Below are 22,479 nucleotides of genomic sequence, written 5' to 3'. Positions count from 1 at the left end.
CATCACTACTGAGGCATATGCAGTTTTAGACACTGATCCTACGGTTCACCGTAGCACATTCAATAAATGATTATCCAATTAACTCTTCCTTTTATAACTCTTTAAAACAGAATCAGCATCAAATATTCCAATTACCAAAAACATAGCCGCAAAACCATAATTCCTTGAAATTATATTCATTATGCCAGCAATTAAAAAGCATATGCTAGAAACTAACTTCAGCTTGTTTTTATTTTCTGTGTTGCCCTTACCTTTTAGGCGAGAATTATAGGCTAAATATGACATAAAGTTAAAGACAAAAGCTATAATACTAATTATGAATAATAATAGAGTAAAAATAAATATTTGTCTAATAAAAGCTACGGAAAGCACCATTAAAGCCATTGAAACTGCAATTGAAACCAAAGAATAAATGCTTCCCTTGGCTGTTTTGTTTTTTACGTCAACATATTTTTCTAGTTCTGTATCACGTTCGCTATATATAGGTTTTGTGTCTGCAGGTGCTGAGAATATATGAATTTCATTTCCTATAGACGTAACTCTTCTCCAGCCTGCTTGGGAAAATAATTCAAAATATTCTTCTGTTGCTTCTTTTTGATAGTCTACGCTGTAAATTATATCTTGAGGAGTATCTTTTTTCAGCTTATAGAAGAATACTCCTGATATTCCTTCTAATACCCAGCCCTTCCTTGCATAGCCGCTTAACTTCTCCATGTCTGTTTCCTCACTAAAAGCAAATCCGCTGACCATAACATATTTATTTTTCATTTATTATTTCCCCCATTCTATTTTAAAAAATGCTCTGCAAATCTTATCATCCGCTTTTTTCTCTGAATTTCTTTTATTAACATATCATGTCCTGCCTCGGTAATCTTATATATCTTTTTACTTTCTTCTTCATCCTTAGTAAGCTCTATAAGCCCTGCTGACAAAAGCTTTTTTAAAGTAGTATAAAGGGAGGCAGGTCCAATTGATACTTCATTGCTTGTAAACTCTTCAATAGTTTTCATAATCAGATAGCCATGTTTTTCTTCTATAACGCTTGATAGTATATAAAAAGCAGCATCTGTTAATTCTCCTATATCTATGGAATCCTTTCGTGGCATATTATCCTCCTCTCACAGCTATATCATTTAATGATATATTGTATCTATAATATATCATTAAATGATATACAAATCAATATTATCTTTTAAAAATTCTGTTAAAGGCCACTGTTGTTATTCTGCTAGCTATAAAAAAAAAGTCTGTATCAAAATGAATACAGACTCTAAAAATAATTGTTAATATTTATAGTATTTTTTATTTCCTTAGCTTAACCACGCAAAACTCAACTTGTGTGTCCTCTATTGGAAATCCATCAATTTCTCCACCTTCTAGAATCTCACCTTTTGGAGTTGGTTTTATATCTGCTAGAAATGAGTTGCAGATTTCAATATCCCATCCAGATTTTTTAAAGGTTTCTACCGCATTTTCTCTTGTTGAATAAGCATTAATTCCAAATTTATTTAAGAGTTCAATATGTGTTTTATCATCTTTATCTATAAAACACATAACTGGCATAAATTCACTTTGAGTTATTCTGTTAAGCTCCTTAGTAACTTCTCCTGCTTGTTCAATATTTTGAAGCCCCATATTGCTGGTCATTGTTGTAATAGAGTTATCTCTAAAAGGAGTTTTTCTTGCATCAAAGGAAATTAAGCTCAATTTATCATACAGACCCTTGGCTTTATAATATTCTTTATTTCTCCTAAGTATTGTTGGGCTAAAGTCTGTAGCAGCTACATAGTTTTCTTTCTTCATCAGCAGCTTTTCAACAAGATACCCTTTGCCAGTTGCAAGGTCGATGATGGGCTGATCATTTTCAATATTATTAACTATATAATCCATTTGGCTGTCCCAACCATTAATATAATCCTTAGTATATATCTTTTCAAAGCCTTGTTTAAACATCCTAGAACTTGTAAGAAAATCTTTTTTCATTTCAAAATAGGAGGCTTTAAACCAATAATCAGCACCATTCAATTCTTCTTCAGGTGTATTCATAAGCTTTTGATAGGTATCAGGGTTTTCTTTGAAGAATTTCTCCATTGAGCTTTCCCCACTATCCCAAAGATCATTCCTAGACAACTGATCAGTTAAAAATACTGCGATTTCATCTCTAACTTCATATTCTGCCTCGCAGGCTTTGCAACTTGCCTTTGCGTTAATTATTCTATCCTGATTTTCTTCCTGTACATGCCATTCCAATTCATGGTGGCATACTGGACATACAAGCATTTTAATATAGTGTTTATGCATTTTTTATCCCCCCAATAATTTTGTACCCCTTACAGATAACATTACACTTTATAATTCCATAATCTTTGCCATATCAACAAGCTTGCTTAAGGTTTTCCAATTACGCACAGTCGTTGATACATTTAATTTGTAAAGATTATTATCAAGTTTTGAATTCCTAATACTATGCTGAAATAAAAGATACACATCTCTCCCCACAATAATATGAAAATAAATCGTAATAATGCTGTATTAGTATAAGCTTTAGCTTCCACTGTGTTAACATCCTTCTAGTAAAGGTTAATCAGTTCCAATACTTTACGTACTATTTCTTCAAGGTTTAAGTCAGTGGTATCTATACTAGGGCTATCCAGGTTGTCGTATATATCTCTTACAGATAAAACTCTATATATACGCTCCTCATCCCTGCCATCCCTTACCATTCTAATCACATTTTCCTCATAGCTGCAGGTGATAGTAATAGGGATTAACTTATAGGTGAGATCGCTAAGGTTTTTTAAAACATTTTCAAAAATCTTCTTCCGCGGTCCATGGAAGCCATAATTGAATATTACATATTCTATTGAGGAACACTCCAGATAGCTTCTCAACATAAATGAAAGGTTCTTTTCAGTCATTTTTATAATCTCATCATTAAAAACAAAGGGGTTTGTCCTTCTGCACCATTCACTTTCAAGCCAAGCTGAGTTCTCAATTTGCATATTCAAGGCTTGTCATAGTGTTGATTTACCTACCCCATTTGGTCCATGAATAAAAATAAGCTTTTTCATATTGCTCCCATCTTACAAATCATTGTATTTTTTATAATTTAGTTAATTCATAACTTTCATACATAGTTGATTCTATTATATAGAAAACTGATAACTTTGTATATAAAAAACCTCTCCTGCAGTTAATTGCTTTCTGCAGGAGAAGTTTTTGTTAGGTGTAGTTTCTTAAGCTACTCAAGTCCCTTTAAAATTATAATGTAATTATAGATTCTTTTGACATTTTATCATCGTAAATTTAAATGGGGGTTTATTTTCGTTATCCTTATGCGGCTCAACAATTTCCGAAATTTCTATTAGTCCGTATTGTCCAAAATCCTGTTTTACAGAGTCGGAGTCATAAAAAAACATTTTTACCCCGTCCATAATCTCGAAATAGTCTTTCCCCAGTTGCTTGCCGCGTCCATACATTGGGGCTTCCTTTGAAATAGTAGTAAAAATCATATATCCATTAGGCTTTAACTGATTGTAGCAATCCTTAATAAACTTCTCTCTCTCCTCTTTACTCAATAAGTGAATAAGTGCATAGCAAAATATACCGTCATAAAGTTTGTTATCAAAAGGCATATCAGCTACAGAACCATGAAAGATATTAATATCAATTCCATTTTGCTTTGCTAAATCAATGGCTGTTTTTGAAATCTCAATACCTGTTACATTTATTTTGTTATCAATAAAAACCTTTGCGTTTCTACCATATCCAATGCCAGGTATTAATATATCCTTAACTTTCTTTTCAAGAAAAAAGTCCTTTGTTAATATTGCTGAATCTGCAGGATCAAAGCCCCACATCATTTGATTTTCTATAAAACTTGATTCCCAGAATTCTGCCACAACTCTACCTCCCTTTCATTTTATTTTAAGTATACGTTATTTACTCTAACTATACTCTCAACGTGCCTTGCCAAAGCAAAAAAGGTACCGCTTAAAACTAATATATAAGCAAGAATTCTAAAAAATTAACTCTCCTGGTTTATAACCCTCAGGCAGTTCTTCTTCACTTAGAAATTTGAAATTGTCATCGCGCAGTATTGGCAGAAATGATTCGAATGGAATCTTTGGAAATTCACAGGCGTAATTGCTGGCTCCAAACCACTTACCCTCTTTGCTGCTCAAATTTAAATCTCTAGCGAACTTTGTATTGTTTGAGCAATCATGAACTGCTAAATCCCACTTTTCTTCATCGGCTATTTTCATGAATTTTAGAGTTAATTCTCTGCTCCAAATTGGAGATACATAGCCATGTCTCGAGATATACATGTTTTCTCCATAATAATTGTCTATGTTATTATCATTTAAATGTAATTCCGCACAATTTATAAAATCTAGCTTTGTATCTAAAATAATCTGTTTTTTCTTAAAAAATGCTTCGAAAAACTCTGGAGTCATAGGAGTTTCAATGCCTACATTATTAATGTATTTTTTCGCAATTTTAATGTTTTCAATAACCTTGTCTGAGCAATTAGAGGCTCCCAGATTGAAGCGTATCTCATTAAGGCCTGCTTCCCCTAATGCTTTTAAAGTCTCTTCAGTTGCTAAAAGACCGTTTGTATATAGATGCTGGTAGATTCCTGCAGCACTAAATTTCTTTATTACAGAATAGTATTTTTCAATTTCCATGAAGGGTTCTAAATAAACATAGGCAACTCCAGTGGGTTTCTTGTGGATGGAAAACAGTAAATCAATATCCTTTTCATAAAATTTTGTACCTCCAATATCCCACATACCTTCGCCAACTGGAGGAATATCATCTAGTTCTCCATAGTTGTAGCAGAACTTGCACTCTATGTTGCATTTATTAGTTTTTCTTATTGCACCTAAGCCAGTGCCCATGAGACAAGAAATACATCCTTTTGGAAATTTACTTTCATCTCCTACAAATAAAGTTCTATTCTTCAAGGTTTTCAAACCTGTAATTTCCGACATTAGCCTATCGTTTCTTTGATCAATTACTGCCTCAATTTGTGCAAAGGTAGAGTACATAATTTCCTTTTGTTTTGTCATTAGTTCCTCTTCCTCTGGCAGCATTGAAAAAAATTCAAACCACATCAAGGCGTCTTTCTTTGAAATCTTCATAAAATGTCCTCCTTGTATTCCTTATCCTGCACATAAAGATTATCAATCTTTACGCTCCTTGTATTCCTTATCCTGCACATAAAGATTATTAATCTCTATGCAATGCTTGTTCACATGTTTTTCTCAAAAGACATACATGAACCTTTTAATTATATAGCAATTTAATTGTTTTGTATGCAGGTAAAGAGTTCAATTTTCAACATTATTTTTAAGAGCAGCTCTCCCTGTACTCCCTGACAGGATATACTCTTTATTATTAATTATAATTTTTCCTTCTAGCTTGTGTACAAGATGAGCATTTAAATTAAAAATTGACCCTCTATATAACCCCTTATATAACTTAACATTTATTTCAAGTTCGAAATACACCGTTTTATTTAATAAGGCAAATTAGAACTTATTTACATTTATTACTTCCATGTTACTGGATAATCCAAATGTTTTGGTAATTTCGTACTTCTATTTCCTTTAGCAGAATTAATTTGTCCTTGCGTAAGGAAAACAGCTTCTCTTAAATCAGCATTACTAAAGTTCGCATCTCTTGTATCTGCTCCTAAAAAAATTGTTCCGTCAAATATACAACTATCAAAATTACTTGCAATTAGTAATTTCATGCTCAAATCCAATCCACTCATATTTCTTTTCTTGAAATTTTTCCCTAATAGTTCTGTTACCATCTTATTATTAATATTCTTAAAAGACTTTATAATAAAATAACTGACTTGCTTTAAGATAATATTAGCTTTGTTTCTATAACTCTCAATGTCTATATCAAGGATACTTTGTGGAGTAGAATTACATAGAGCCTCATTTTCATGAATCAAATTTTCAATATCACTCCATAATTCTTTTGCAGGAATTATTATTTTTGATTCTTCTAAAAAGTAACGTATTTGATATAATTGAAAAATAATTACAAATACATCAAATATTTCTTTTGACTTCTCTTCTGAAGTTTGCCATGTCTCACCTTTATAAATGCATTGAGTTACATGCTGGCCTGCCCCAAAGCAATCATATCCTATGCAACCCTTCATGTTGAATTTTTCCAACTCATGATGAATCTTACACCGATAATCATTTTCTAATTTTGTACAAGGCTTACCAGCTTTTTTATTCTCTGGAAAACCATCTATTTTTGAAAAAAATAATGCTGTACAACATAAAGCACTGCATTTTGTACAATCTACTTTTAGTTGCCCTAATCTTACCATATTTTCTTCATGCACCTTCATATTATAATCTCCTCAAATATGTAATTCACAATTTAATCTTCAAAAGCTTGGCCCTACTACTCAGAAAAACTCTCATTTCTTAGCTACGCAGGTATAGCTTGGCTGTATTTTCAAGCCAAGCTGAACGGAATTTTTTATTATATGATGTTTTAAATCTTTTGCTATCAATATTCGGTTGCATCCCACTTCTCTTGTTTTTCCTTTTAGTTCGGAATAATAGAAGACTAATTATTATAATTTAGCAAAGTTATGCTCATAATCTGTAATGTTAGTATCAATTATGGATGTTTCTTTTTCTCAACAGGAATCCATATTTCACAAAAACAGTCTGCTTTATTATCTTCTGAGTATAATTCAAAATCAGTATCATCAAGCATACTATACTCTGAACCTGGAAGAAATTCTGAAAAGATTTTTTCCCAGGTTTCGCCTATACAATCCGCAGTATCACCTATACACTTAAATACAGCCCATAGTGTAGGTTTTACCTCCCATATGGTATATCCTTCTGGTACATTACCAATACTAAATTCCACACCAATGCCATAATCAAATTGTGTACTTTCTTTTGATATTGGTGCACAAGCTCCATAAATATCATTCCTGTTAGTGTTTTGTTTCAAAATATCAAATGTGCCATTGTCGCCACATTCTTTCCAAAAATCTGGAATTTCAGTATTTCCCTCTTCTGAAATTGATTCATTTCTAAACTTTTTAACCTTAGCCAGTAATTTAAAGGCCTCACGTTTTTCGATTCTGTAGTCCATAACAGTACCACCTTCTAATTTTATTTTAATAATAAGGCGATTAAAAGATTTTAATTTCATACCTGCTCGTCTTGCAGCATTCGGCGTAATACCATGGAATCTGGTAAATGCCTTTGTAAAACTTTCCGGAGAATCATAACCATATTTTAGAGCAATATCAATTACTTTTTCGTCAGATATAGAGATTTCCTGGCCCGCCATAGATAATCTTCTAGTCCTAATATACTCATTTGCTGTTATACCAGTCACTAAGCTAAATGTTCTATGAAAATGATAGCTTGACATGTAGACATGTTTTGCAACATCCTCATATGTGATTGGTTCTAATATATATTCTTCCATATAGTCGATTGCCCTCTGCAAGTTTTGAATAAAATTCATCTTCATCACCTCCATGTACAAATTCTATCAAGATATAACTGCTATTTCCTATCCTACCTTGCTTTCATTTGTCTAAATTTAAAATAAATAATATGTAGTTAATCTTGCTTTGCTTTTTTTATTCGCCCATAAACTAATGTTGCAGAAACCATAAAAGCTACAATTGTCTCTTTTAAAGCATTTTTAATTTATCTATAAGTTCATTCCAATCATCTATTATTAAGCATTTATTCTTTGGGATATATTTATTTGATTTCTCAATTGCTCCTTTATACCAAACGGGAAGCAAACCACAATTTGCTGCACCATCAACATCAAAAACTGCATTATCCCCACAATACCAAACATCACTGGCATCAAGCTTTGCTTTACGAAGGGCTAATTCAAATATTCTCTTATGAGGTTTCCTAAACACATATTCACTACTTGCTATAATAAATTCAAATTTATGTGATGGTATAAAGTAGTTGATACGTTCTTTCAATAAATCCCCACTAAAAGATATATTACTTATTACACTTGTTCGTATATTTACATCCTCTAAAAACTGCAAAAAACTCTCTATGTTTTTTGTTGATTCAGCAATACAAGCCGCATTTTGAAATATACGTTCAATCTCTGCTGCTGATTTTGTAAATTGAATACCAAAGTATTCGTAAAGGTAGTTCTGAAAAAAATGATTATGAACTTCTAAAAATGTTTGCTTCTGAAATTCTACTCCATATCGGCCTATTTCTTGACTTAATTGATTTGCTAATGCTTGTACTTCCTCTGCTGAAACATTATTAGGATTATTAGCAGCTACACTTAATACTGCCTTTGTACCCTTTAATGTATCAAATACCTTTTCATTAACAAGAGTTTGTCCATAATCAAAAATCACCATTTTGGGTTTATTCATTTCTACACCACCTGATCACTTTATAATATATGAGCATTGTTTCTTATTTTTCTTTGTCTTTATTTTCGATTTCTATAATTGTCATTATGGAATAATTGGCCAAATCTAATAGAGTGTCAATAATGCTCTCATCTTTTACTTCAGCATCTTCTCTAATTAATTGCTTATATCTTCGCAGCTTATCTTCTAATCTAATTGCAGGCATTATAAGCCCGTATTCTTGAAACCCTTCACTGAAACTGTCACCATAGTCTTTGTTTTTAGCAGTATATATTTTATTTAATCTTTCACATATCTCTTTATGTTGGTCAACTTTTGACATATAGAATACTCCCTTTCTTTATCTCTAAATTATGATTGTAATGTAATATTAAAAATTGTATTTATCTTTTGCTCTAAGTAATTATAATTCACTTACTAGCTGTTCTAAGTTATTCCAGCAAAACCCTACTTCAACTAGTTCTTTCCCGCTAATGTTAACAATTTTTCGTCTTACCTTTTTTCCACCAATTTTCTCATAGAATTTGCAGGATGGATTTTTTTCAAATGCCCAAATTATCATCTTCTCAACTTCATCGTTAGCCAATTTCTCAACTACTCTCTTAACTAATTGCTTACCAATGCCCTGCTTTTGATAGCTATCTAAAATATATATTGCATTTATAGTCCCTTTAAATTCAATATCTTCGTTTAGTGATGAACCACATGCAAATCCAATAACTCTATCATCCATAGTTACTGCAACATATAAAAATTCTTTTGTATTTTTATTTGCAAAATATCTTTTTACCCAACGTTCTTCTTGCCATTTATAGGTTCTTGATTTCAAGTATTCAGCTGGAACTATGTCTTTATATGTTGTATTCCATGAATCCACATGAACTTTTGCAATACCATAAACATCATTTATTGTAGCCTCTCTAATGCTAATCCCCATTTTATTACCTCACCAAACGATTTAGCTGAAACTGAAATTATTCTACTATAACACTACAAATTGAAATCTATCACTCTACTATATAATCGGTTTATGATTAATCCTCACCAAAACGGCTTGTTTTCTTTAGCACCTCTTTAACTATTTTTGCTAGTTGTTCATACTTCGTATTATCAGCAAGTCTAAAGTATAAGCTTTTTAAGAAAAGAGTTACATTATGTTCAATAAATAGATCATCAGGAAGTATATAACCTGTTTTTTTTATGTTACCAAAGCTTCTAATCCATTCTTCAATTTCTCCTACAGGTATTATATTTCTTTCCAAAACTGCCTTAACAGCCGATATCATACGCTCATCCTCATTGTTAATATATCCGTAGTAATTTATGTTAATTTTTTTATGTATTGAATCTATTATCTTTTTTAATCCTTCATATCCTATTACCTTACATTGTGCGAGTTCCATCAGGGCATCAGCACCGTGGGCAGCCCCATGAGCCCACCTTTTACCTTCTACAAATCCTCTTACATCCCTGTCCTCATTATAAAATTTTAAAACTGTATTAAAAGCTTTTAAAATATCACTATCAGATAAAAGCTTTCTGTGCTTATAGATGATACATGCAGCCACTTCAACGGAAAAAGTCCTGCCAAAAACCGTATCATTAATTTCTCCCAATCCATTTAAAATATGTTTTTCGTCTAATGCTATGACAAATATGTCATGTGCTTCTTCAGGTGTCAGAGTATCCCCCATTATCCATCCTACAAGAACTGAATAAACCAAGTCATCACGCAACTCACCATCAATATCACCTATATAATCCATCAACTCCAAGGACAATTTATATGGGTTCACACCCTCTGGTACTGCGTATTTGTTGTTTTTTATATTTCTTAATAATGTCTTTAACTCTTGTTTATTCATACATATCCCCCAACTCTTAATTTATTAGGTTTACTTCTCATGATATAGCTCACTATTTTTTTAATATTTATTATCCATATTTCACTTTCTTATTGTATTTTCCGTTATTAAATCAATCCTTTCTTAAATACTCTTTATTCATAGCTTTATATAGTACCCCATGTAATATTATATAATATTCTTCAATTAAAAGTATTTTCTACAACTCCTGGAAGTGCACTGTATAATGATTTTCCCATCAGCTCCTCGAAATATTTTTGAATTTGAAAGGTTTGTCTCCACTTTGGAACAATATATTCATTTAGCCCATGCCTGAGAGCTACATCAATCATTCTTTTTTCGATTAAACAGAATCCAGTTGGTAAAGCTAGGGCATCACATAGTTGGATTAACATATCATAGTCATCAAATTCCGTATTATTCAGAAAATGTTCAATAAATTTAAGTTCCTCATCACTGCAATCCCATTCACCAAATACTGCTTTAACATTCTTATATGGAAACGAATGCGTTATACATATCTTTGCAGATAAATGATACCCCTTCTGTGAAAGAAAGTTGTATCCATCAATGCTATGCCTCATGCTTGTAACACCAAATCTTCTCCCTATATCATGGAGTAACCCCAATACATAAGCTGTTTCTGGATTTAGTGCTGAACAATTCTGGGCTATTTGTTCTGCAGCTTTACCTACATACAGTGAATGTTTTATCCAAGGCCCAGGATTTAGCTTTCCACTCTCTTCTAATATGAGTTTGGCCTCCTCGACAGATGGGACATAGCTCATATCGCTTAAATTTTTCATTCAATTTTATCTCCAATCCACTTTTTCTACCTTTAACAATGCATATAACATTTCCCATTCAAGACGTGCCTCAGCGCTACCGAAACTTAGAAAAGCTTACATAGCTCTTATGTTAGCTTTTCTAAGTTCCAGCTCGGTTAGCTGAGGCATTTGCTTTGGCTCCTTCGAAGGCTTGAACCCTGTACAGCCAAAGCGAACTTGGGTCCATCGTTATCTGATGTCTTAAGTGTCTTACTCTACATTTGAGTAGTAGTTTATTTCCTATATTTTAGTTTAAAACATAAAAATACTTCATCTTAATCGGCATCGTACTAGTTAATTTGATAGTTAAATTTCTTTAAATAACTTTCAACAAAACTTTTATTTTCATGCCACCAATGCATTTGATAGTCTTCAACACTTTGAAACCCAAGCTTTTCTGCTAAAGCTTTTGACCTTTCATTTCCATCATCACAATCCCATATAGGTTTAATATTATTATTTACAGAGTGCTTTATAAACTCTGAACACGTAATTAAAGCAAACCCTTGTTTTCTAAACTGCTCTTTTGTTATTATATCTATTTCTGCAAAACCTTGTCTTACGTAATATGTATTGCAAATACTAACAAATTCATTATCTTTCATTATACAAAAACCAAACCCATTAGAAACAAAGTTATTGGGATATCCCCATAAGTTGATATATGATGAATCTATCTCCTTTGAATATTTTACAAATAAATCTGCATCCATTCTTTTTAACTCAAAACCTTCTGGTAGCATTTCACTAAAATTAGCGATTGAAGGCAGACTTGAATGATTCCATTGAAATAGCTGTCTACTCAATTTAGCCGCATTATCAGCTAATAGCTCGTCCAACTTAAGAATCCACTTTTGAGAAGAACTGTAAAGGTCAAAATAGTTGCTATGATTTTCTCTATCATATAAGTAATCTGATAAAAATTCATTAAAGCTTGCATTATTTGTATCACCAGCGACCAAATATTTACCGCTTTTACAAACTATTAAGCAGCATGTAGGTTTTATATTATTATCTGAATAAATTCTACCTGGCTGCTTTCCTTCTACCACTGCATATGCAAAAGTGCAATGCACTCTTTCGTTATCTAAAACCTGAATAATATTATTAAATTCACTGCTTTTTAGTTCTACCATTAAATTCATCCCCCATAATATTTACAGCAATTTTTAATATTTTGACTTATCCTTTATATTTATTAAAAGTAATTTAGTGTGTAAACACAAACTTTCTTACACTTAAAATTTCGGATAACGTTTCTTGTGGCCCACGTTTCTAAACCTTAGCGCGACAGGACATGGTGAAGGAATATGCTATCCTTAAACTTTAAACGAGAACCAATATAACCCTCTCTTCTTCTTTTATATTTTTAATCCAATATTTAAGAACAATGTAACATAATTCATATGTTGTTATTTTTAGCTTGCATAGTAGGCATCATATCCTCAGCCACTTTAAATGCCATATAACTGCCTTCATCACGGTTGCATAAAACAGTGCATACGATTTTGTCATGTGGATAATAGGCGCTTCTAAATGATACTCCAGGGTCGCCACCCATAACATGGATTTTGATAACACTTTCATTGCATATATTCAACCATACACCATACCCATAAGCGATGCAATCTTCTCCAGTTTTTACTTGTGGAGTACACATAGCTTGTACAATCTGAGGTGCTAGTATTTCACCATTTAGCAACGCATTCCAGAATAAATACATGTCTCCTGCAGTAGTATAGGCACCTCCATCACCACCACCAACAATTGGCACAGAATAAATATTAGCTTTCAAACCGCCTTTTTCATTACCTGTATAGCCAATTGCAGTATCACTCGGAAGATTGTCCATTGAGAAATACCCACTATGGTTCATCCCACATATGTCAAAAATGTACTTCTGAATAAAAAGTGGAAAATTCATGCCTGAAACTTTTTCTATAATCATAGAAAGTATTACAAACCCACCATTGTTATATTTGAAACGATGACCAGGTTCAAATTCCATTTTTTTATTTTGAAGTAATCTCAAAAAATCATTAGGTGATTTCATGGCATACATAGGGATGTTTTCCCATACACTAGCATAGGAGACATCTGTATCATTTTCTTCCTCATCAAAATAATCACAAAAACCTGATGTATGGGTAAGTAGATGGCGAATTGTCACCGAATTATCCATGTATGGAAAAAAGTTTGGTAGACAAGCTGTAACCGAATCATCTAATGATAATCTTCCTAACTCAATTAGTTTTAATATTGCAACAGCAGTAAATATCTTACTTCCAGAGGCTGTTGGAAATCTTGTATTTACACGGTTTGGAATATGTTCACTTATTTTAGCCTCTCCCATAGCTTCTTGCATAACGGTTTCTTCATTAATCGAAAGAAATATGACCCCTGAAAAATCAGGTTTCTTATTTAATATTTGTGATTTTATAATATGAGTATCCAGTATTTTTCACTCCTTTTTCAAATTGTATTCATTATAAATTTCAACTAAAAAATATACTTTATTACGGAATTAAAATGTTCATATGCATATTCTTTCAGTAAACGTTTCTAATTCCCATTCAGCTTGGCTATTTTTTCAAGCCAAGCTGAATGGGAATTTTTTGTTATGCGAAGTACATCCCAACGAAGCCAGAGCAATCCGGATGCCTCTCCTTTCAAACTTATCTGTCTATTCAATTGCACTCAGTATAATATTTAAGCGTTCTTCAACAGTCTTATCTCCTTCAATTCTCAGAACGGGGCAAGACAAATTGGATAACCAAATGCTATGTAACGATTTACTTCTCATATAAGGCCCGGCTTCATCGTACTGTGATGCCCATTCAATAAATTCATTATGTAGCTGATGCCTTGATCCATTTGGTTCAATTTCTGCACCGTACCTCTGTCTTTCTCTCTCAAGTAGTCGTTGTATCCGTATTTCTTTTGGCAAAGATAAATATACAACCAACTCAAAATCTGGAATGAGAATATTGTCCCAGCGGCATAAAGATCCTGATAATACCCATTTAGTGGAACTTTCCAAATCTCTTATTAAAAGATTATTCCTTTCTTCACGATCTCGTTTTTGTGTAAATCGGATGGGTGTGGAAACCCAATAATAATTATCAGAATCAAAATGAGTATATCCGATCTTCTCGGAAAGTGCCCTAGCTAAAGTTGTTGTCCCAGAGCCCGAAGCTCCCATGATATGTATTCGTTTAATCATCATACACCTCTTAGTAATTAGTATTATCTCTTTACCTATATTCATAATCTGCCTATGGATTGGCGGCCAATTTTACTATATTTCGCATAACGTTCCCGTGTTGCCGACGTTTCTGAACCGGACCCTTAAGGAATACCCCTTGGCGACAACCTTGCACATAACCTATATATTGATTATAACCCACAATTTTACACATGCCTACATAAAAAAAGTTCACCTGCCAAGGTGAACGGCAACATTTTGTTATACGCTGCTTTAGACTCTACACTTTGAGCTGAATCCATTCAAAAACTCGAATTTGCTGCGCATAAATAGAATATTGTTTATTAAGTTTACAGTAGATTATTCTTATTTTGAACGCAAATAATAGTGTTCTCCTTCATACACCTTGCCTTCACAGAAACCAATTTTTAATAATGTGTTTCGTCTTTCAACAGCTTGAGGTATCGCCTTAGTTGCAATCATATCAACCTCAAACAAATCAAAAAAGTTCTCGTTACAAACACTAAATATTTCGTTTAAGTAATCTATATTTTCGTATTCAGAAGAAACATCAACTCGAAGTATTCCTGTCTTGATTTTATATTTACCAACATAACCAAACATTTCTACTGTTCCAATAGCTTTAGATAGTGATTTATCTATAATTGCAAAGCGTATAAATTCTTGTTGAGAATATGCATAAAGCCAAGCTTTAATGCATTGCAACATATCCTCAATTGCGTAAATACAGAAATCACCTGTACACCTATCAGAGTTAAAATTTTTTTGTGCCTTACTATCAGAATAACATCTAAGCAGACCTTCGGAATCTTCTTCCGAAACGAGTCTTAAAATAAAGCTTTCTGTTTCAAAAGTGGGACATATTTCGTATGGGTCCTTCATAAAAATCCTCCTCCTCATCATGTTATAATATAAACTTTTTCGCTTCACATTATCTTACAGTTGCAAACAACTTATTAAAAATTATATTATTTTCAACAGCATTCTTAAACAAAGCCAAATTTTAAAAAATCCAACTAATTGCTGACTACAAACAAAGTTGCGTATAACATCTCTTGTTCAAAACGTCGAGAAGCCTAGAGCGACCGCACTTGGCTTCGCAGGTGTGCTTTGCATCCTTTTCATGCAAAGCGGATTTGAACATTTTGTTATATGTAGTTTTTGCACTATACTTTAAATAACGGCCATTCTACACACTTAAAATAATTTCGTACTTACTGAACACTCCAAAATACTCATATACTATATAATACATGTTTTTCCATATAAATTCTACCTTTTGCAGGTTAGCGATCTTAAATCCAAGGGAAGTGGATTATGCAGTGGAGAAAAACTTTATAACTTCTGAATGGAGTATGGCGAAAAAATACCATTTTCTTTAACAAAATTTCATTTCATATAACAAATAAATATCCTTATTAATATTATATAAAAGAACAGTTTATCGTATTAGTGAGGAGTTATAATCATGTTTTATAGGATAGTTTCATGTGATAGAACAGAAGAAAGCTTGATAGTTTCTAAAGATTTTGAAAAAAAATACTTAAATGAAAATATTAAAATTATTAATATTTGTGCAGGTCAAAGAAAGCAAAATATAAAGGTACAAATATCATCAAACTTAGATGATTATACTCTGGAGATATCAAGTGATATACTAGAGTATCTTTTAATACCTTTAGATGTTTTTTATCAAGTAAATATTCAAGATAATTGCATAAATATTGGCCCTATTATTGGACTTTTAATCACTAAGCACAATCGTGATTTGACTAAAGGCATGCTTAAGAGACTACTATTATATACATTGCACTATGAAAAATTCAATGGATTAATATGTGTATTCAGCTGGGAAGGGATTGAATTTATAAGCAAAGTAATAAAAGGCTTTTATTTTAAATATGATAACAGCACCAAAAGTGGATTTTGGAAAGAAGGAATAATACCATTTCCTAATGTTGTGTATAATAGAACATTACTAACTAAGTTTAAAATACAAAAACTAAAAGAAAATGTAAATAATAAACTTTTTAATTCGTTGCAGCTTAATAAGTTAGACTTTTGGCGCATGGCAGAAAAGTCTAACTTAGTGTCAAATAATATTCCTGATACAAAACTACTTTCATCAATAGAAGATTTGGATAAAATGCTGGAGAAATATGATTATGTTTACTTAAAACCTATAGGTAGTTCATTAGCCAGGGGACTAATAAGAGTTCACAAATCAGAAGGTAGTTATTGTTTTCAAATAAATGATAACCCATATCCAGTTTTAGTGCAGAGTGGGGAAACAGCATTCAATTATTTTAATCGTATCAAACATAAACAGCAGTATTTAGTTCAACAAGGAATTAATTCTATTAAATTTGAAAATCGGTATATAGATTTTCGTGTAATAATGCAAAAGAATGAAACCTTGGAGTGGAAATGCACAAAAATTGTCGCCAAGATTGGTAAGCAAAACGGCATATGTTCAAATTTTAAGGAAGATGGTTATGCCCTAACCTTTGAGGAAGTGTTTATTAGAGTTCTTAAACTAGAGGATAAGGAAATTAATAATATTAAAACTAAACTAATAAATATTTGTAATAACCTATGCAAAATGTTTGATGAAACAGGCGAAAACTTTGGAGACCTGGGAATAGATGCAGCTATAGATGATAAATTAAATATTTGGATTTTAGAAGCTAACACTAGACAGGATCATAAAATAATTTTGCCCCTTAAAGATAGAAAATCTTTTCATGAAACTAAAAGTAATCCCATAAAGTATGCTGTGGCTTCAAGTTCTTTTAACATTTATAATAACTGAAAAAGAGGGCTGAACCGCCCTCTTAAACTTATACCCTAACTATTTTGCATGTCTTTTAACAACCTCAAAAGGTCTCATCATTTCGTGATCTTCATGCTCTAGAATATGGCAGTGCCATGGGTAAACACCAACGAAATCGCCAAATCTTGCTATGACTCTTGTTACTTCGCCTGGATTTGCTCTAACAGTATCCTTAAAGCCTTTTTCGTTATCATCTGGCGGGGTTTCAGGGCCTGTATAGACAATATTCCCCATTTGATCATATTCAAAAGGTCTGCGTCCAAGGATCTGGAATCGTACAAGATGCAGATGGATAGGATGTGTGTCCACAGTTGCATTTACTATATTCCAAACTTCAATTGAATTAAGCTTAGGTTTTTGTGTTATTGCATCACCCCACATTAAATTATCCAGAAGAAGCTGTAGACGCTGATATGAATCAATTGCTTCTACAAGTGTGGAATATCTGATCTTTGATGCATTTAACTCATCTAACCAATCAATAGTAGTCAGTGATGTAGGTATTTCATTTTCATCAGTTCCGAGAGCTGGAAGAACTACTTTAAATTTCATAATTTTACTAGTATCTGCATCAGGGTCATCTCCCATTGGGAAAGGTGCTTTTGCATCGTTTGTAAATTCAAATTCGCTCCCCATAAAGCCAGTAAAATCTATAATAGTATCAGCACGTTCACCTGGAGCCAACGTAAGACTTGTAAGCTTAGGGCCCGTAAGTGATACTGGAGCTTCTAAGAAGCCTTGATCAGTACCTATCTGAACCCAAGTTGGTGTTTCACCTGTACTAGTATTGACTAGCTTTATATTATAAAATCTTGCATTGGAACCATTAACTATTCTAAACCTATACCTTTGTGGCCTTACATCTAAATATGGCCAAACCTTTCCATTAACCAAAATTGTATCCCCAAAGAACTCAGGCACAACAGATGGATTAGGAGTTAGTTCAGGTATAGCGTTATCTGGCTGATTTGGATAAATTAGAGCTCCATTATCAAGATTAAAAGTTCTATCTTGAATTATAAGTGGTATTTCAAACTCTCCTTTTGGAAGGTTTAAATTTTCTTCAATCTCGTCACGGATAATATAAGCTCCAGCAAGGCCTGCATATACATTTAAACGAGTAATTCCAATAGCATGGTCATGATAGAAAAGTGTAGTGGCAGGCTGCTTATTTGGATAATAGTAAACTTCATTTGTAAAGGTAGGGCCTACGTGCTCGAAGTTATTGGTAAACCAAGACTCTGGAAAACCATCACTATCAGGCTGCACATTAGCGCCATGCAGATGAACTACAGTTCTAACTTCATACTCTCCTTCAGCACCGTGAAGTGTCTTGTCTACTGGAAGAAGATGAGGATTAACAGGAAGATCGTTCAGCCATTTAACTTTAATAGGTTTATTACTTTCAGCCACAATTGTAGGTCCTGGATATATTCCTTCATAAGCGTATAAAGTAGTTGGTTCAAGGTCCCTGTGAAGTTTTTGAGTAATTTCCTTCATTGTAACTTCATAGTAATCAACACCAGTATCAGAGGAAACAGGTGCAAGCACTGGTGGAATAGGAAGTTTGTCTACATATTTTTCAAGAGCCATTATATAGCCTCCTTTTGCATTTATAGACCATGGTCATAAATAATGGTCCTTTTTCGCTATATAATATGATGTCTTTTTAAAAAAGTTACTAACCTGCAAGATGAGCTACCGCTCTTATATAAAAATTACATATAACGTTTCGGGTTGCTGACGTTTTGAAAACTTAGATAACTCCTATCTTAGTTTTCAAAATGTGCCTTGGCGGCAATCAACACTAACCTTTATATAGATTATAAACCATATATTTACACAATACTATATAAGAAAAGTCCACCAGCCAAGGCGGACAGCAACATTTTGTTAGATGTAGTTTTAGCCACTACACCTTAAACAAAATCTAGTATATTAAACATTAAATATATTTCACGATAAAATAAAGCTGAGAATTAAACAATGCAATATACTATTCTACTTAATATTTATAGGTGCAGACCTCTTTAGATTTTTTGCATTAACATCTATGTAATCTGATAATCTGTCTTCTATACTACATCCATCTAATGAATACCAAGTTATCTCTTCAATAACATCCCTTAAACTTTTACCATGAAATACTTTAGCATTTAAAATATCCTCTAGTTTATCATAGTCATATGCTTGCGAGCCATCTGGCACTAATCCATACCAATATATTTCTTTGCCACGATTATCCCTATCTGGCATTTTCCCAAGCCAACAATCTTCATATTCTGTATCATTATCAATACAAAAATTCATTTCGATGCATGAATTATATTTAACCACATCTCTATCTAATACTGTTATTAAGTCTTTCAATTTAATCTTTGTCAATGTTTTCACCTTCCTATACTTGTCTTTATAATAAAACCAAGTACCGTAATGATATTAAATTATTATGTGATTAAAGATTATGAAACTTTTAAAAACCACTCTGTTTATTCTAAATTACATCTAACGTTTCGCACTCAAGACGTTCCTGAGCCGGACCTCAGAGAACTACCCCAGAGCTGCGCTTGCGCCGGTGAAGGAGTGTGCTTTGGCGGTGCTTTAATTGCTGCCTAACTTCAAAACTAAACTCCACTCAATCAAGTCACTTGTCCAAACCCTCTCCGAGCCAAAGCGAACTTGAATGCATTGTTATCGGACGTAGTTGTTAATCTTCTATAACTCGTCGCAAAATTGAATTTAGTTACTTAACTTTAAAATGTCAAAATTCAATTATTACATTTTCTATCTTTGCTCTTCCGATGATTGAGCCAATTCTCATTTTGCTAGGCTCAAAAATAACAATGTTATAGCCACCTTGAAATGCAGAGCTTGAAAACTTAATTCCATCATAACTCTGTCCATTTGAATTTTTGCAGTAGTCCCTAATATATTCAGCTAAACATTGAGTAATCCTATATTCAGTTTCAATATTATTACTTGATATAGGCTTAGAAAAATTTTCTCCTAAAACTAACTTGAGGTTTCTTATTCCTTGGTCATCCTTATCATTAATTGTCAAGTCTTTAATTAAGAGGTTGCTCACTGGATAAAATTCAGCAACTTCAACTTCTGATCCTATCCACGGCCTTACTTCAGATACACAAGTTTCTTTTGAATCAGATAAGTACAAATAAGATACCCCAGCAGGATTTAACCTACCTGATTTACACAATTCTGATGGTGGAGCCTTTAATTCATTTTTGTTGAATTTACCTTCTCCTCCATTTCTTATTTTTTCATTTATTCTAGCTCTATACAGTGTTGTTTCACTAATATTTATATCTGTCACCTTGTCAAGAATTTGAAAAATAGGATTACTAGTATTAATTAAATACCTAGAACTTTTCAACTTATTTTCTAGATCCTCCCAATGTCTATATACCTCTTCAGCACAATCAACCTTAATCTCTATGCATTCCTGAGGACATGGTATGTATGATATCCACATTTGTTTTTTCTCCTCCTACTCTCAATTAACTATAAAGTTTTATGTTAGTTCTTTCTTTAAATATGAATTTTTATGTCCGATAACACTTAGTAGTGTATTTGAAGTAAAGTACGCTTTTAATCAACGCCTGTTAAAAGCTGTTGCAGACGCTGACTAAGAATTCAGTTCATGCTCTATTTCAAATACACTAAGTTGAACGAAGCCGATTAGGCTGTCTATGGGAACTGAATTTTTTACATCCCTGACAACAGAATAATTTTGACTTTACATTTATAATTTTACCATATATTCTCTGAAACCTTATCGATATTTTTGAAATATTTTGACACGTTAATGCTACTAAGATACACCTTCCCCCTCCCCAAACAACCTTCGGTTTATACAGTTTTAATTTTCATGGGAGGAGAGCAAGCTGTAGGCTGTAAGCTTCCTGTTTTTCTCATTATTCCGCTGCCGCAGCATGGGCACTTTGTTATGTCTTTACCTGAAATCTTTAGTATTAGCTCTTCTATACTTAATCTTTTGTTGCCTTTCAAGTTCACCGTAGTTCTAGTACCTGTGAGCCTCTTGCATTTTTCTAGCTTTGTTTTTTTATTTCTGTTCCCAAGTATTCCATAGTGTCTTATCTTAACAAATTTATCAGGCAGGATGTGCATCAGAAATCTCCTTATGAACTCTTCTGAAGTAACAGTCATCAGCTTTTCCTTATTTTTATTACTATAATCTCTCCACTTATATGTAACAAGACCCTTCTCACAGGATATTATCCTATTGTTTGATATAGCTACTCTATGAGTATATCTGCCAAGATACTGAAGCACATATTCGACACTCTTGAATGGGGGTTTACAGTAAACAACCCAATCCTTTTGCCTTAGGCTTTCCATAAGGTACAAAAATAGTTCTGCTTTTGACAGTTCTTCTATTTCTCCCATGAATTTTAGCTCTTTGCTGAAATATGCATTTTGAAGGTATGCTATAAACTTTCCTTTGAATTTCTTGGACAGCACCCTAACGGGGATAAAAAATTTCTTCTTTGAATTTATCCACCTTACTCCATCTGCTGAAAGCCCTCCTGATGGGACTATGCAGTGTATATGAGGATGAAACATAAGGTTTTGCCCCCATGTATGAAGAAGTGCAGTAATACCTGTTTGAGCTCCAAGATATTTAGGGTCTAAAGCAAGCTCAAGAAGAGTTTCAGAAACAGCCTTGAAGAGTATCTTGTATAAGACCTCCTGGTTTCTAAGTGCTATCGCATTAAGTTCTGATGGCAGAGTAAAAACAACGTGAAAGTAGACTACTGATAACAAATCATCCTTGCGATTCTCAAGCCACTGCTCTTTAGCTAAGCTTTGGCATTTTGGACAGTGCCTGCTGCGGCAGGAATTATAGGAAATCCTAGTATGTCCACATTCATCGCATTTATCAACATGTCCTCCAAGTGCAGATGTTCTGCAGGCTTCTATGGAGCTCATAGCCTTAAGCTGATTAAGCGGTAGCTTGTGCTTTTGACGATATCTGGTGCCAAATTCCTGAAATATGTTTTGTACCTCAATCATGCTCGCACCATTAAAGCGTATCTAGAGGACTCTTTATATTTCTGAGTTTCATATTGGTCATATGGAGGTATATACTTGTGGATTTTATATTAGTATGACCTAAGAGCCTTTGAATATAGTAGATATCTACTCCGCTTTCAAGAAGATGAGTTGCAAAGCTGTGTCTTTTATGGAGAGCTCTACATAAAAGGCATTATGTAGAGTCACACATTATGTGGAGTAAACTACATGTTTCCTGAATTTATCTT

The 22,479-nt window shown here is 33.0% G+C and carries 22 protein-coding genes and 2 pseudogenes; 1 reads left to right on the top strand and 23 read right to left on the bottom strand.

Annotation, left to right across the window (positions count from 1 at the left end):
* Positions 1 to 78: 78 nt before the first annotated feature.
* From NBE98_RS16905 to NBE98_RS16820, 18 genes and pseudogenes are all read right to left on the bottom strand, one after another.
* Complete coding sequence (locus NBE98_RS16905; RefSeq protein WP_250816187.1) at positions 79 to 768, bottom strand: DUF2812 domain-containing protein; 690 nt, start codon at positions 766 to 768, stop codon at positions 79 to 81.
* 17 nt (positions 769 to 785) lie between these two features.
* Positions 786 to 1,106: a PadR family transcriptional regulator gene (locus NBE98_RS16900; RefSeq protein WP_250816186.1), complete on the bottom strand. Its 321-nt coding sequence runs from the start codon at positions 1,104 to 1,106 to the stop codon at positions 786 to 788.
* A gap of 196 nt (positions 1,107 to 1,302) precedes the next feature.
* Complete coding sequence (locus tag NBE98_RS16895) at positions 1,303 to 2,301, bottom strand: methyltransferase domain-containing protein (protein ID WP_250816185.1); 999 nt, start codon at positions 2,299 to 2,301, stop codon at positions 1,303 to 1,305.
* 48 nt (positions 2,302 to 2,349) lie between these two features.
* Positions 2,350 to 2,502 (bottom strand): annotated as a pseudogene (locus NBE98_RS16890) (DUF1697 domain-containing protein); the annotation flags it as partial.
* 68 nt (positions 2,503 to 2,570) lie between these two features.
* Positions 2,571 to 3,002 carry a hypothetical protein gene (locus NBE98_RS16885; protein WP_250816184.1) on the bottom strand — a complete coding sequence of 144 codons (432 nt, stop codon included), beginning with the start codon at positions 3,000 to 3,002 and terminating at the stop codon, positions 2,571 to 2,573.
* Between the two features lie 270 nt (positions 3,003 to 3,272).
* Positions 3,273 to 3,902, bottom strand: coding sequence for a class I SAM-dependent methyltransferase (locus tag NBE98_RS16880; protein WP_250816183.1), 630 nt, complete (start codon positions 3,900 to 3,902; stop codon positions 3,273 to 3,275).
* A 117-nt stretch (positions 3,903 to 4,019) separates the two neighbouring features.
* Complete coding sequence (locus NBE98_RS16875) at positions 4,020 to 5,144, bottom strand: radical SAM protein (protein WP_250816182.1); 1,125 nt, start codon at positions 5,142 to 5,144, stop codon at positions 4,020 to 4,022.
* Positions 5,145 to 5,554: 410 nt separating this feature from the next.
* Positions 5,555 to 6,379 carry a pentapeptide repeat-containing protein gene (locus NBE98_RS16870; RefSeq protein WP_250816181.1) on the bottom strand — a complete coding sequence of 275 codons (825 nt, stop codon included), beginning with the start codon at positions 6,377 to 6,379 and terminating at the stop codon, positions 5,555 to 5,557.
* A 278-nt stretch (positions 6,380 to 6,657) separates the two neighbouring features.
* Complete coding sequence (locus tag NBE98_RS16865; protein WP_250816180.1) at positions 6,658 to 7,527, bottom strand: AraC family transcriptional regulator; 870 nt, start codon at positions 7,525 to 7,527, stop codon at positions 6,658 to 6,660.
* Between the two features lie 172 nt (positions 7,528 to 7,699).
* Positions 7,700 to 8,428, bottom strand: a complete 729-nt coding sequence (locus tag NBE98_RS16860; RefSeq protein WP_250816179.1) for an HAD family hydrolase — start codon at positions 8,426 to 8,428, stop codon at positions 7,700 to 7,702.
* 43 nt (positions 8,429 to 8,471) lie between these two features.
* Complete coding sequence (locus NBE98_RS16855) at positions 8,472 to 8,750, bottom strand: nucleotide modification associated domain-containing protein (protein ID WP_250816178.1); 279 nt, start codon at positions 8,748 to 8,750, stop codon at positions 8,472 to 8,474.
* Between the two features lie 81 nt (positions 8,751 to 8,831).
* Positions 8,832 to 9,365: a GNAT family N-acetyltransferase gene (locus tag NBE98_RS16850; protein ID WP_250816177.1), complete on the bottom strand. Its 534-nt coding sequence runs from the start codon at positions 9,363 to 9,365 to the stop codon at positions 8,832 to 8,834.
* A 97-nt stretch (positions 9,366 to 9,462) separates the two neighbouring features.
* On the bottom strand, positions 9,463 to 10,293 hold the full coding sequence (locus tag NBE98_RS16845; RefSeq protein ID WP_250816176.1) for a DUF2785 domain-containing protein: 831 nt from the start codon (positions 10,291 to 10,293) through the stop codon (positions 9,463 to 9,465).
* A 182-nt stretch (positions 10,294 to 10,475) separates the two neighbouring features.
* A complete protein-coding gene (locus tag NBE98_RS16840; protein ID WP_250816175.1) occupies positions 10,476 to 11,099 on the bottom strand; it encodes an HD domain-containing protein in 624 nt (207 codons plus the stop codon).
* 311 nt (positions 11,100 to 11,410) lie between these two features.
* Entirely contained in the window at positions 11,411 to 12,256 is an 846-nt protein-coding gene (locus NBE98_RS16835; protein ID WP_250816174.1) for a GNAT family N-acetyltransferase, read from the bottom strand.
* A 266-nt stretch (positions 12,257 to 12,522) separates the two neighbouring features.
* A complete protein-coding gene (locus NBE98_RS16830) occupies positions 12,523 to 13,503 on the bottom strand; it encodes a serine hydrolase domain-containing protein (protein WP_349305990.1) in 981 nt (326 codons plus the stop codon).
* A gap of 300 nt (positions 13,504 to 13,803) precedes the next feature.
* The gene (locus tag NBE98_RS16825; RefSeq protein WP_250816172.1) at positions 13,804 to 14,343 is read right to left on the bottom strand and encodes an AAA family ATPase; all 540 of its coding nucleotides are present in this window, start codon (positions 14,341 to 14,343) and stop codon (positions 13,804 to 13,806) included.
* Between the two features lie 348 nt (positions 14,344 to 14,691).
* Positions 14,692 to 15,228 (bottom strand): GNAT family N-acetyltransferase, encoded by a 537-nt coding sequence (locus NBE98_RS16820; protein WP_250816171.1) that lies wholly within the window; start codon positions 15,226 to 15,228, stop codon positions 14,692 to 14,694.
* A gap of 586 nt (positions 15,229 to 15,814) precedes the next feature.
* Between NBE98_RS16820 and NBE98_RS16815 the strand changes: the two genes are divergently transcribed.
* Positions 15,815 to 17,158, top strand: a complete 1,344-nt coding sequence (locus NBE98_RS16815; RefSeq protein ID WP_250816170.1) for a YheC/YheD family endospore coat-associated protein — start codon at positions 15,815 to 15,817, stop codon at positions 17,156 to 17,158.
* Between the two features lie 39 nt (positions 17,159 to 17,197).
* Here the strand turns inward: NBE98_RS16815 and NBE98_RS16810 are convergent, their stop codons facing one another.
* The 5 genes and pseudogenes from NBE98_RS16810 to NBE98_RS16790 form a co-directional block, all read right to left on the bottom strand.
* The gene (locus NBE98_RS16810; RefSeq protein WP_250816169.1) at positions 17,198 to 18,772 is read right to left on the bottom strand and encodes a multicopper oxidase family protein; all 1,575 of its coding nucleotides are present in this window, start codon (positions 18,770 to 18,772) and stop codon (positions 17,198 to 17,200) included.
* A 408-nt stretch (positions 18,773 to 19,180) separates the two neighbouring features.
* A complete protein-coding gene (locus NBE98_RS16805; protein ID WP_250816168.1) occupies positions 19,181 to 19,564 on the bottom strand; it encodes a hypothetical protein in 384 nt (127 codons plus the stop codon).
* 376 nt (positions 19,565 to 19,940) lie between these two features.
* Complete coding sequence (locus tag NBE98_RS16800; RefSeq protein WP_250816167.1) at positions 19,941 to 20,669, bottom strand: RES family NAD+ phosphorylase; 729 nt, start codon at positions 20,667 to 20,669, stop codon at positions 19,941 to 19,943.
* A 377-nt stretch (positions 20,670 to 21,046) separates the two neighbouring features.
* Positions 21,047 to 22,231: an IS91 family transposase gene (locus NBE98_RS16795; protein WP_250816166.1), complete on the bottom strand. Its 1,185-nt coding sequence runs from the start codon at positions 22,229 to 22,231 to the stop codon at positions 21,047 to 21,049.
* A 10-nt stretch (positions 22,232 to 22,241) separates the two neighbouring features.
* Positions 22,242 to 22,385 (bottom strand): annotated as a pseudogene (locus tag NBE98_RS16790) (tyrosine-type recombinase/integrase); the annotation flags it as partial.
* Positions 22,386 to 22,479: the final 94 nt, after the last annotated feature.

Source organism: Clostridium swellfunianum, assembly GCF_023656515.1.
GTDB classification, from domain to species: Bacteria; Bacillota; Clostridia; order Clostridiales; family Clostridiaceae; genus Clostridium_AT; species Clostridium_AT swellfunianum.
The sequence above is the reverse complement of the archived record's forward strand: the minus strand, read 5'-3'. Positions and strand labels throughout refer to the sequence as shown.

What these genes read in the sequence shown, in the direction of transcription:
- NBE98_RS16885 (WP_250816184.1), bottom strand. Translation starts at nt 3,002, where the DNA reads ATGCAAATTGAGAACTCAGCTTGGCTTGAAAGTGAATGGTGCAGAAGG.
- NBE98_RS16900 (WP_250816186.1), bottom strand. Translation starts at nt 1,106, where the DNA reads ATGCCACGAAAGGATTCCATAGATATAGGAGAATTAACAGATGCTGCT.
- NBE98_RS16840 (WP_250816175.1), bottom strand. Translation starts at nt 11,099, where the DNA reads ATGAAAAATTTAAGCGATATGAGCTATGTCCCATCTGTCGAGGAGGCC.
- NBE98_RS16855 (WP_250816178.1), bottom strand. Translation starts at nt 8,750, where the DNA reads ATGTCAAAAGTTGACCAACATAAAGAGATATGTGAAAGATTAAATAAA.
- NBE98_RS16835 (WP_250816174.1), bottom strand. Translation starts at nt 12,256, where the DNA reads ATGGTAGAACTAAAAAGCAGTGAATTTAATAATATTATTCAGGTTTTA.
- NBE98_RS16850 (WP_250816177.1), bottom strand. Translation starts at nt 9,365, where the DNA reads ATGGGGATTAGCATTAGAGAGGCTACAATAAATGATGTTTATGGTATT.
- NBE98_RS16810 (WP_250816169.1), bottom strand. Translation starts at nt 18,772, where the DNA reads ATGGCTCTTGAAAAATATGTAGACAAACTTCCTATTCCACCAGTGCTT.
- NBE98_RS16895 (WP_250816185.1), bottom strand. Translation starts at nt 2,301, where the DNA reads ATGCATAAACACTATATTAAAATGCTTGTATGTCCAGTATGCCACCAT.
- NBE98_RS16905 (WP_250816187.1), bottom strand. Translation starts at nt 768, where the DNA reads ATGAAAAATAAATATGTTATGGTCAGCGGATTTGCTTTTAGTGAGGAA.
- NBE98_RS16860 (WP_250816179.1), bottom strand. Translation starts at nt 8,428, where the DNA reads ATGAATAAACCCAAAATGGTGATTTTTGATTATGGACAAACTCTTGTT.
- NBE98_RS16815 (WP_250816170.1), top strand. Translation starts at nt 15,815, where the DNA reads ATGTTTTATAGGATAGTTTCATGTGATAGAACAGAAGAAAGCTTGATA.
- NBE98_RS16870 (WP_250816181.1), bottom strand. Translation starts at nt 6,379, where the DNA reads ATGAAGGTGCATGAAGAAAATATGGTAAGATTAGGGCAACTAAAAGTA.
- NBE98_RS16845 (WP_250816176.1), bottom strand. Translation starts at nt 10,293, where the DNA reads ATGAATAAACAAGAGTTAAAGACATTATTAAGAAATATAAAAAACAAC.
- NBE98_RS16825 (WP_250816172.1), bottom strand. Translation starts at nt 14,343, where the DNA reads ATGATTAAACGAATACATATCATGGGAGCTTCGGGCTCTGGGACAACA.
- NBE98_RS16795 (WP_250816166.1), bottom strand. Translation starts at nt 22,231, where the DNA reads ATGATTGAGGTACAAAACATATTTCAGGAATTTGGCACCAGATATCGT.
- NBE98_RS16800 (WP_250816167.1), bottom strand. Translation starts at nt 20,669, where the DNA reads ATGTGGATATCATACATACCATGTCCTCAGGAATGCATAGAGATTAAG.
- NBE98_RS16820 (WP_250816171.1), bottom strand. Translation starts at nt 15,228, where the DNA reads ATGAAGGACCCATACGAAATATGTCCCACTTTTGAAACAGAAAGCTTT.
- NBE98_RS16865 (WP_250816180.1), bottom strand. Translation starts at nt 7,527, where the DNA reads ATGAATTTTATTCAAAACTTGCAGAGGGCAATCGACTATATGGAAGAA.
- NBE98_RS16875 (WP_250816182.1), bottom strand. Translation starts at nt 5,144, where the DNA reads ATGAAGATTTCAAAGAAAGACGCCTTGATGTGGTTTGAATTTTTTTCA.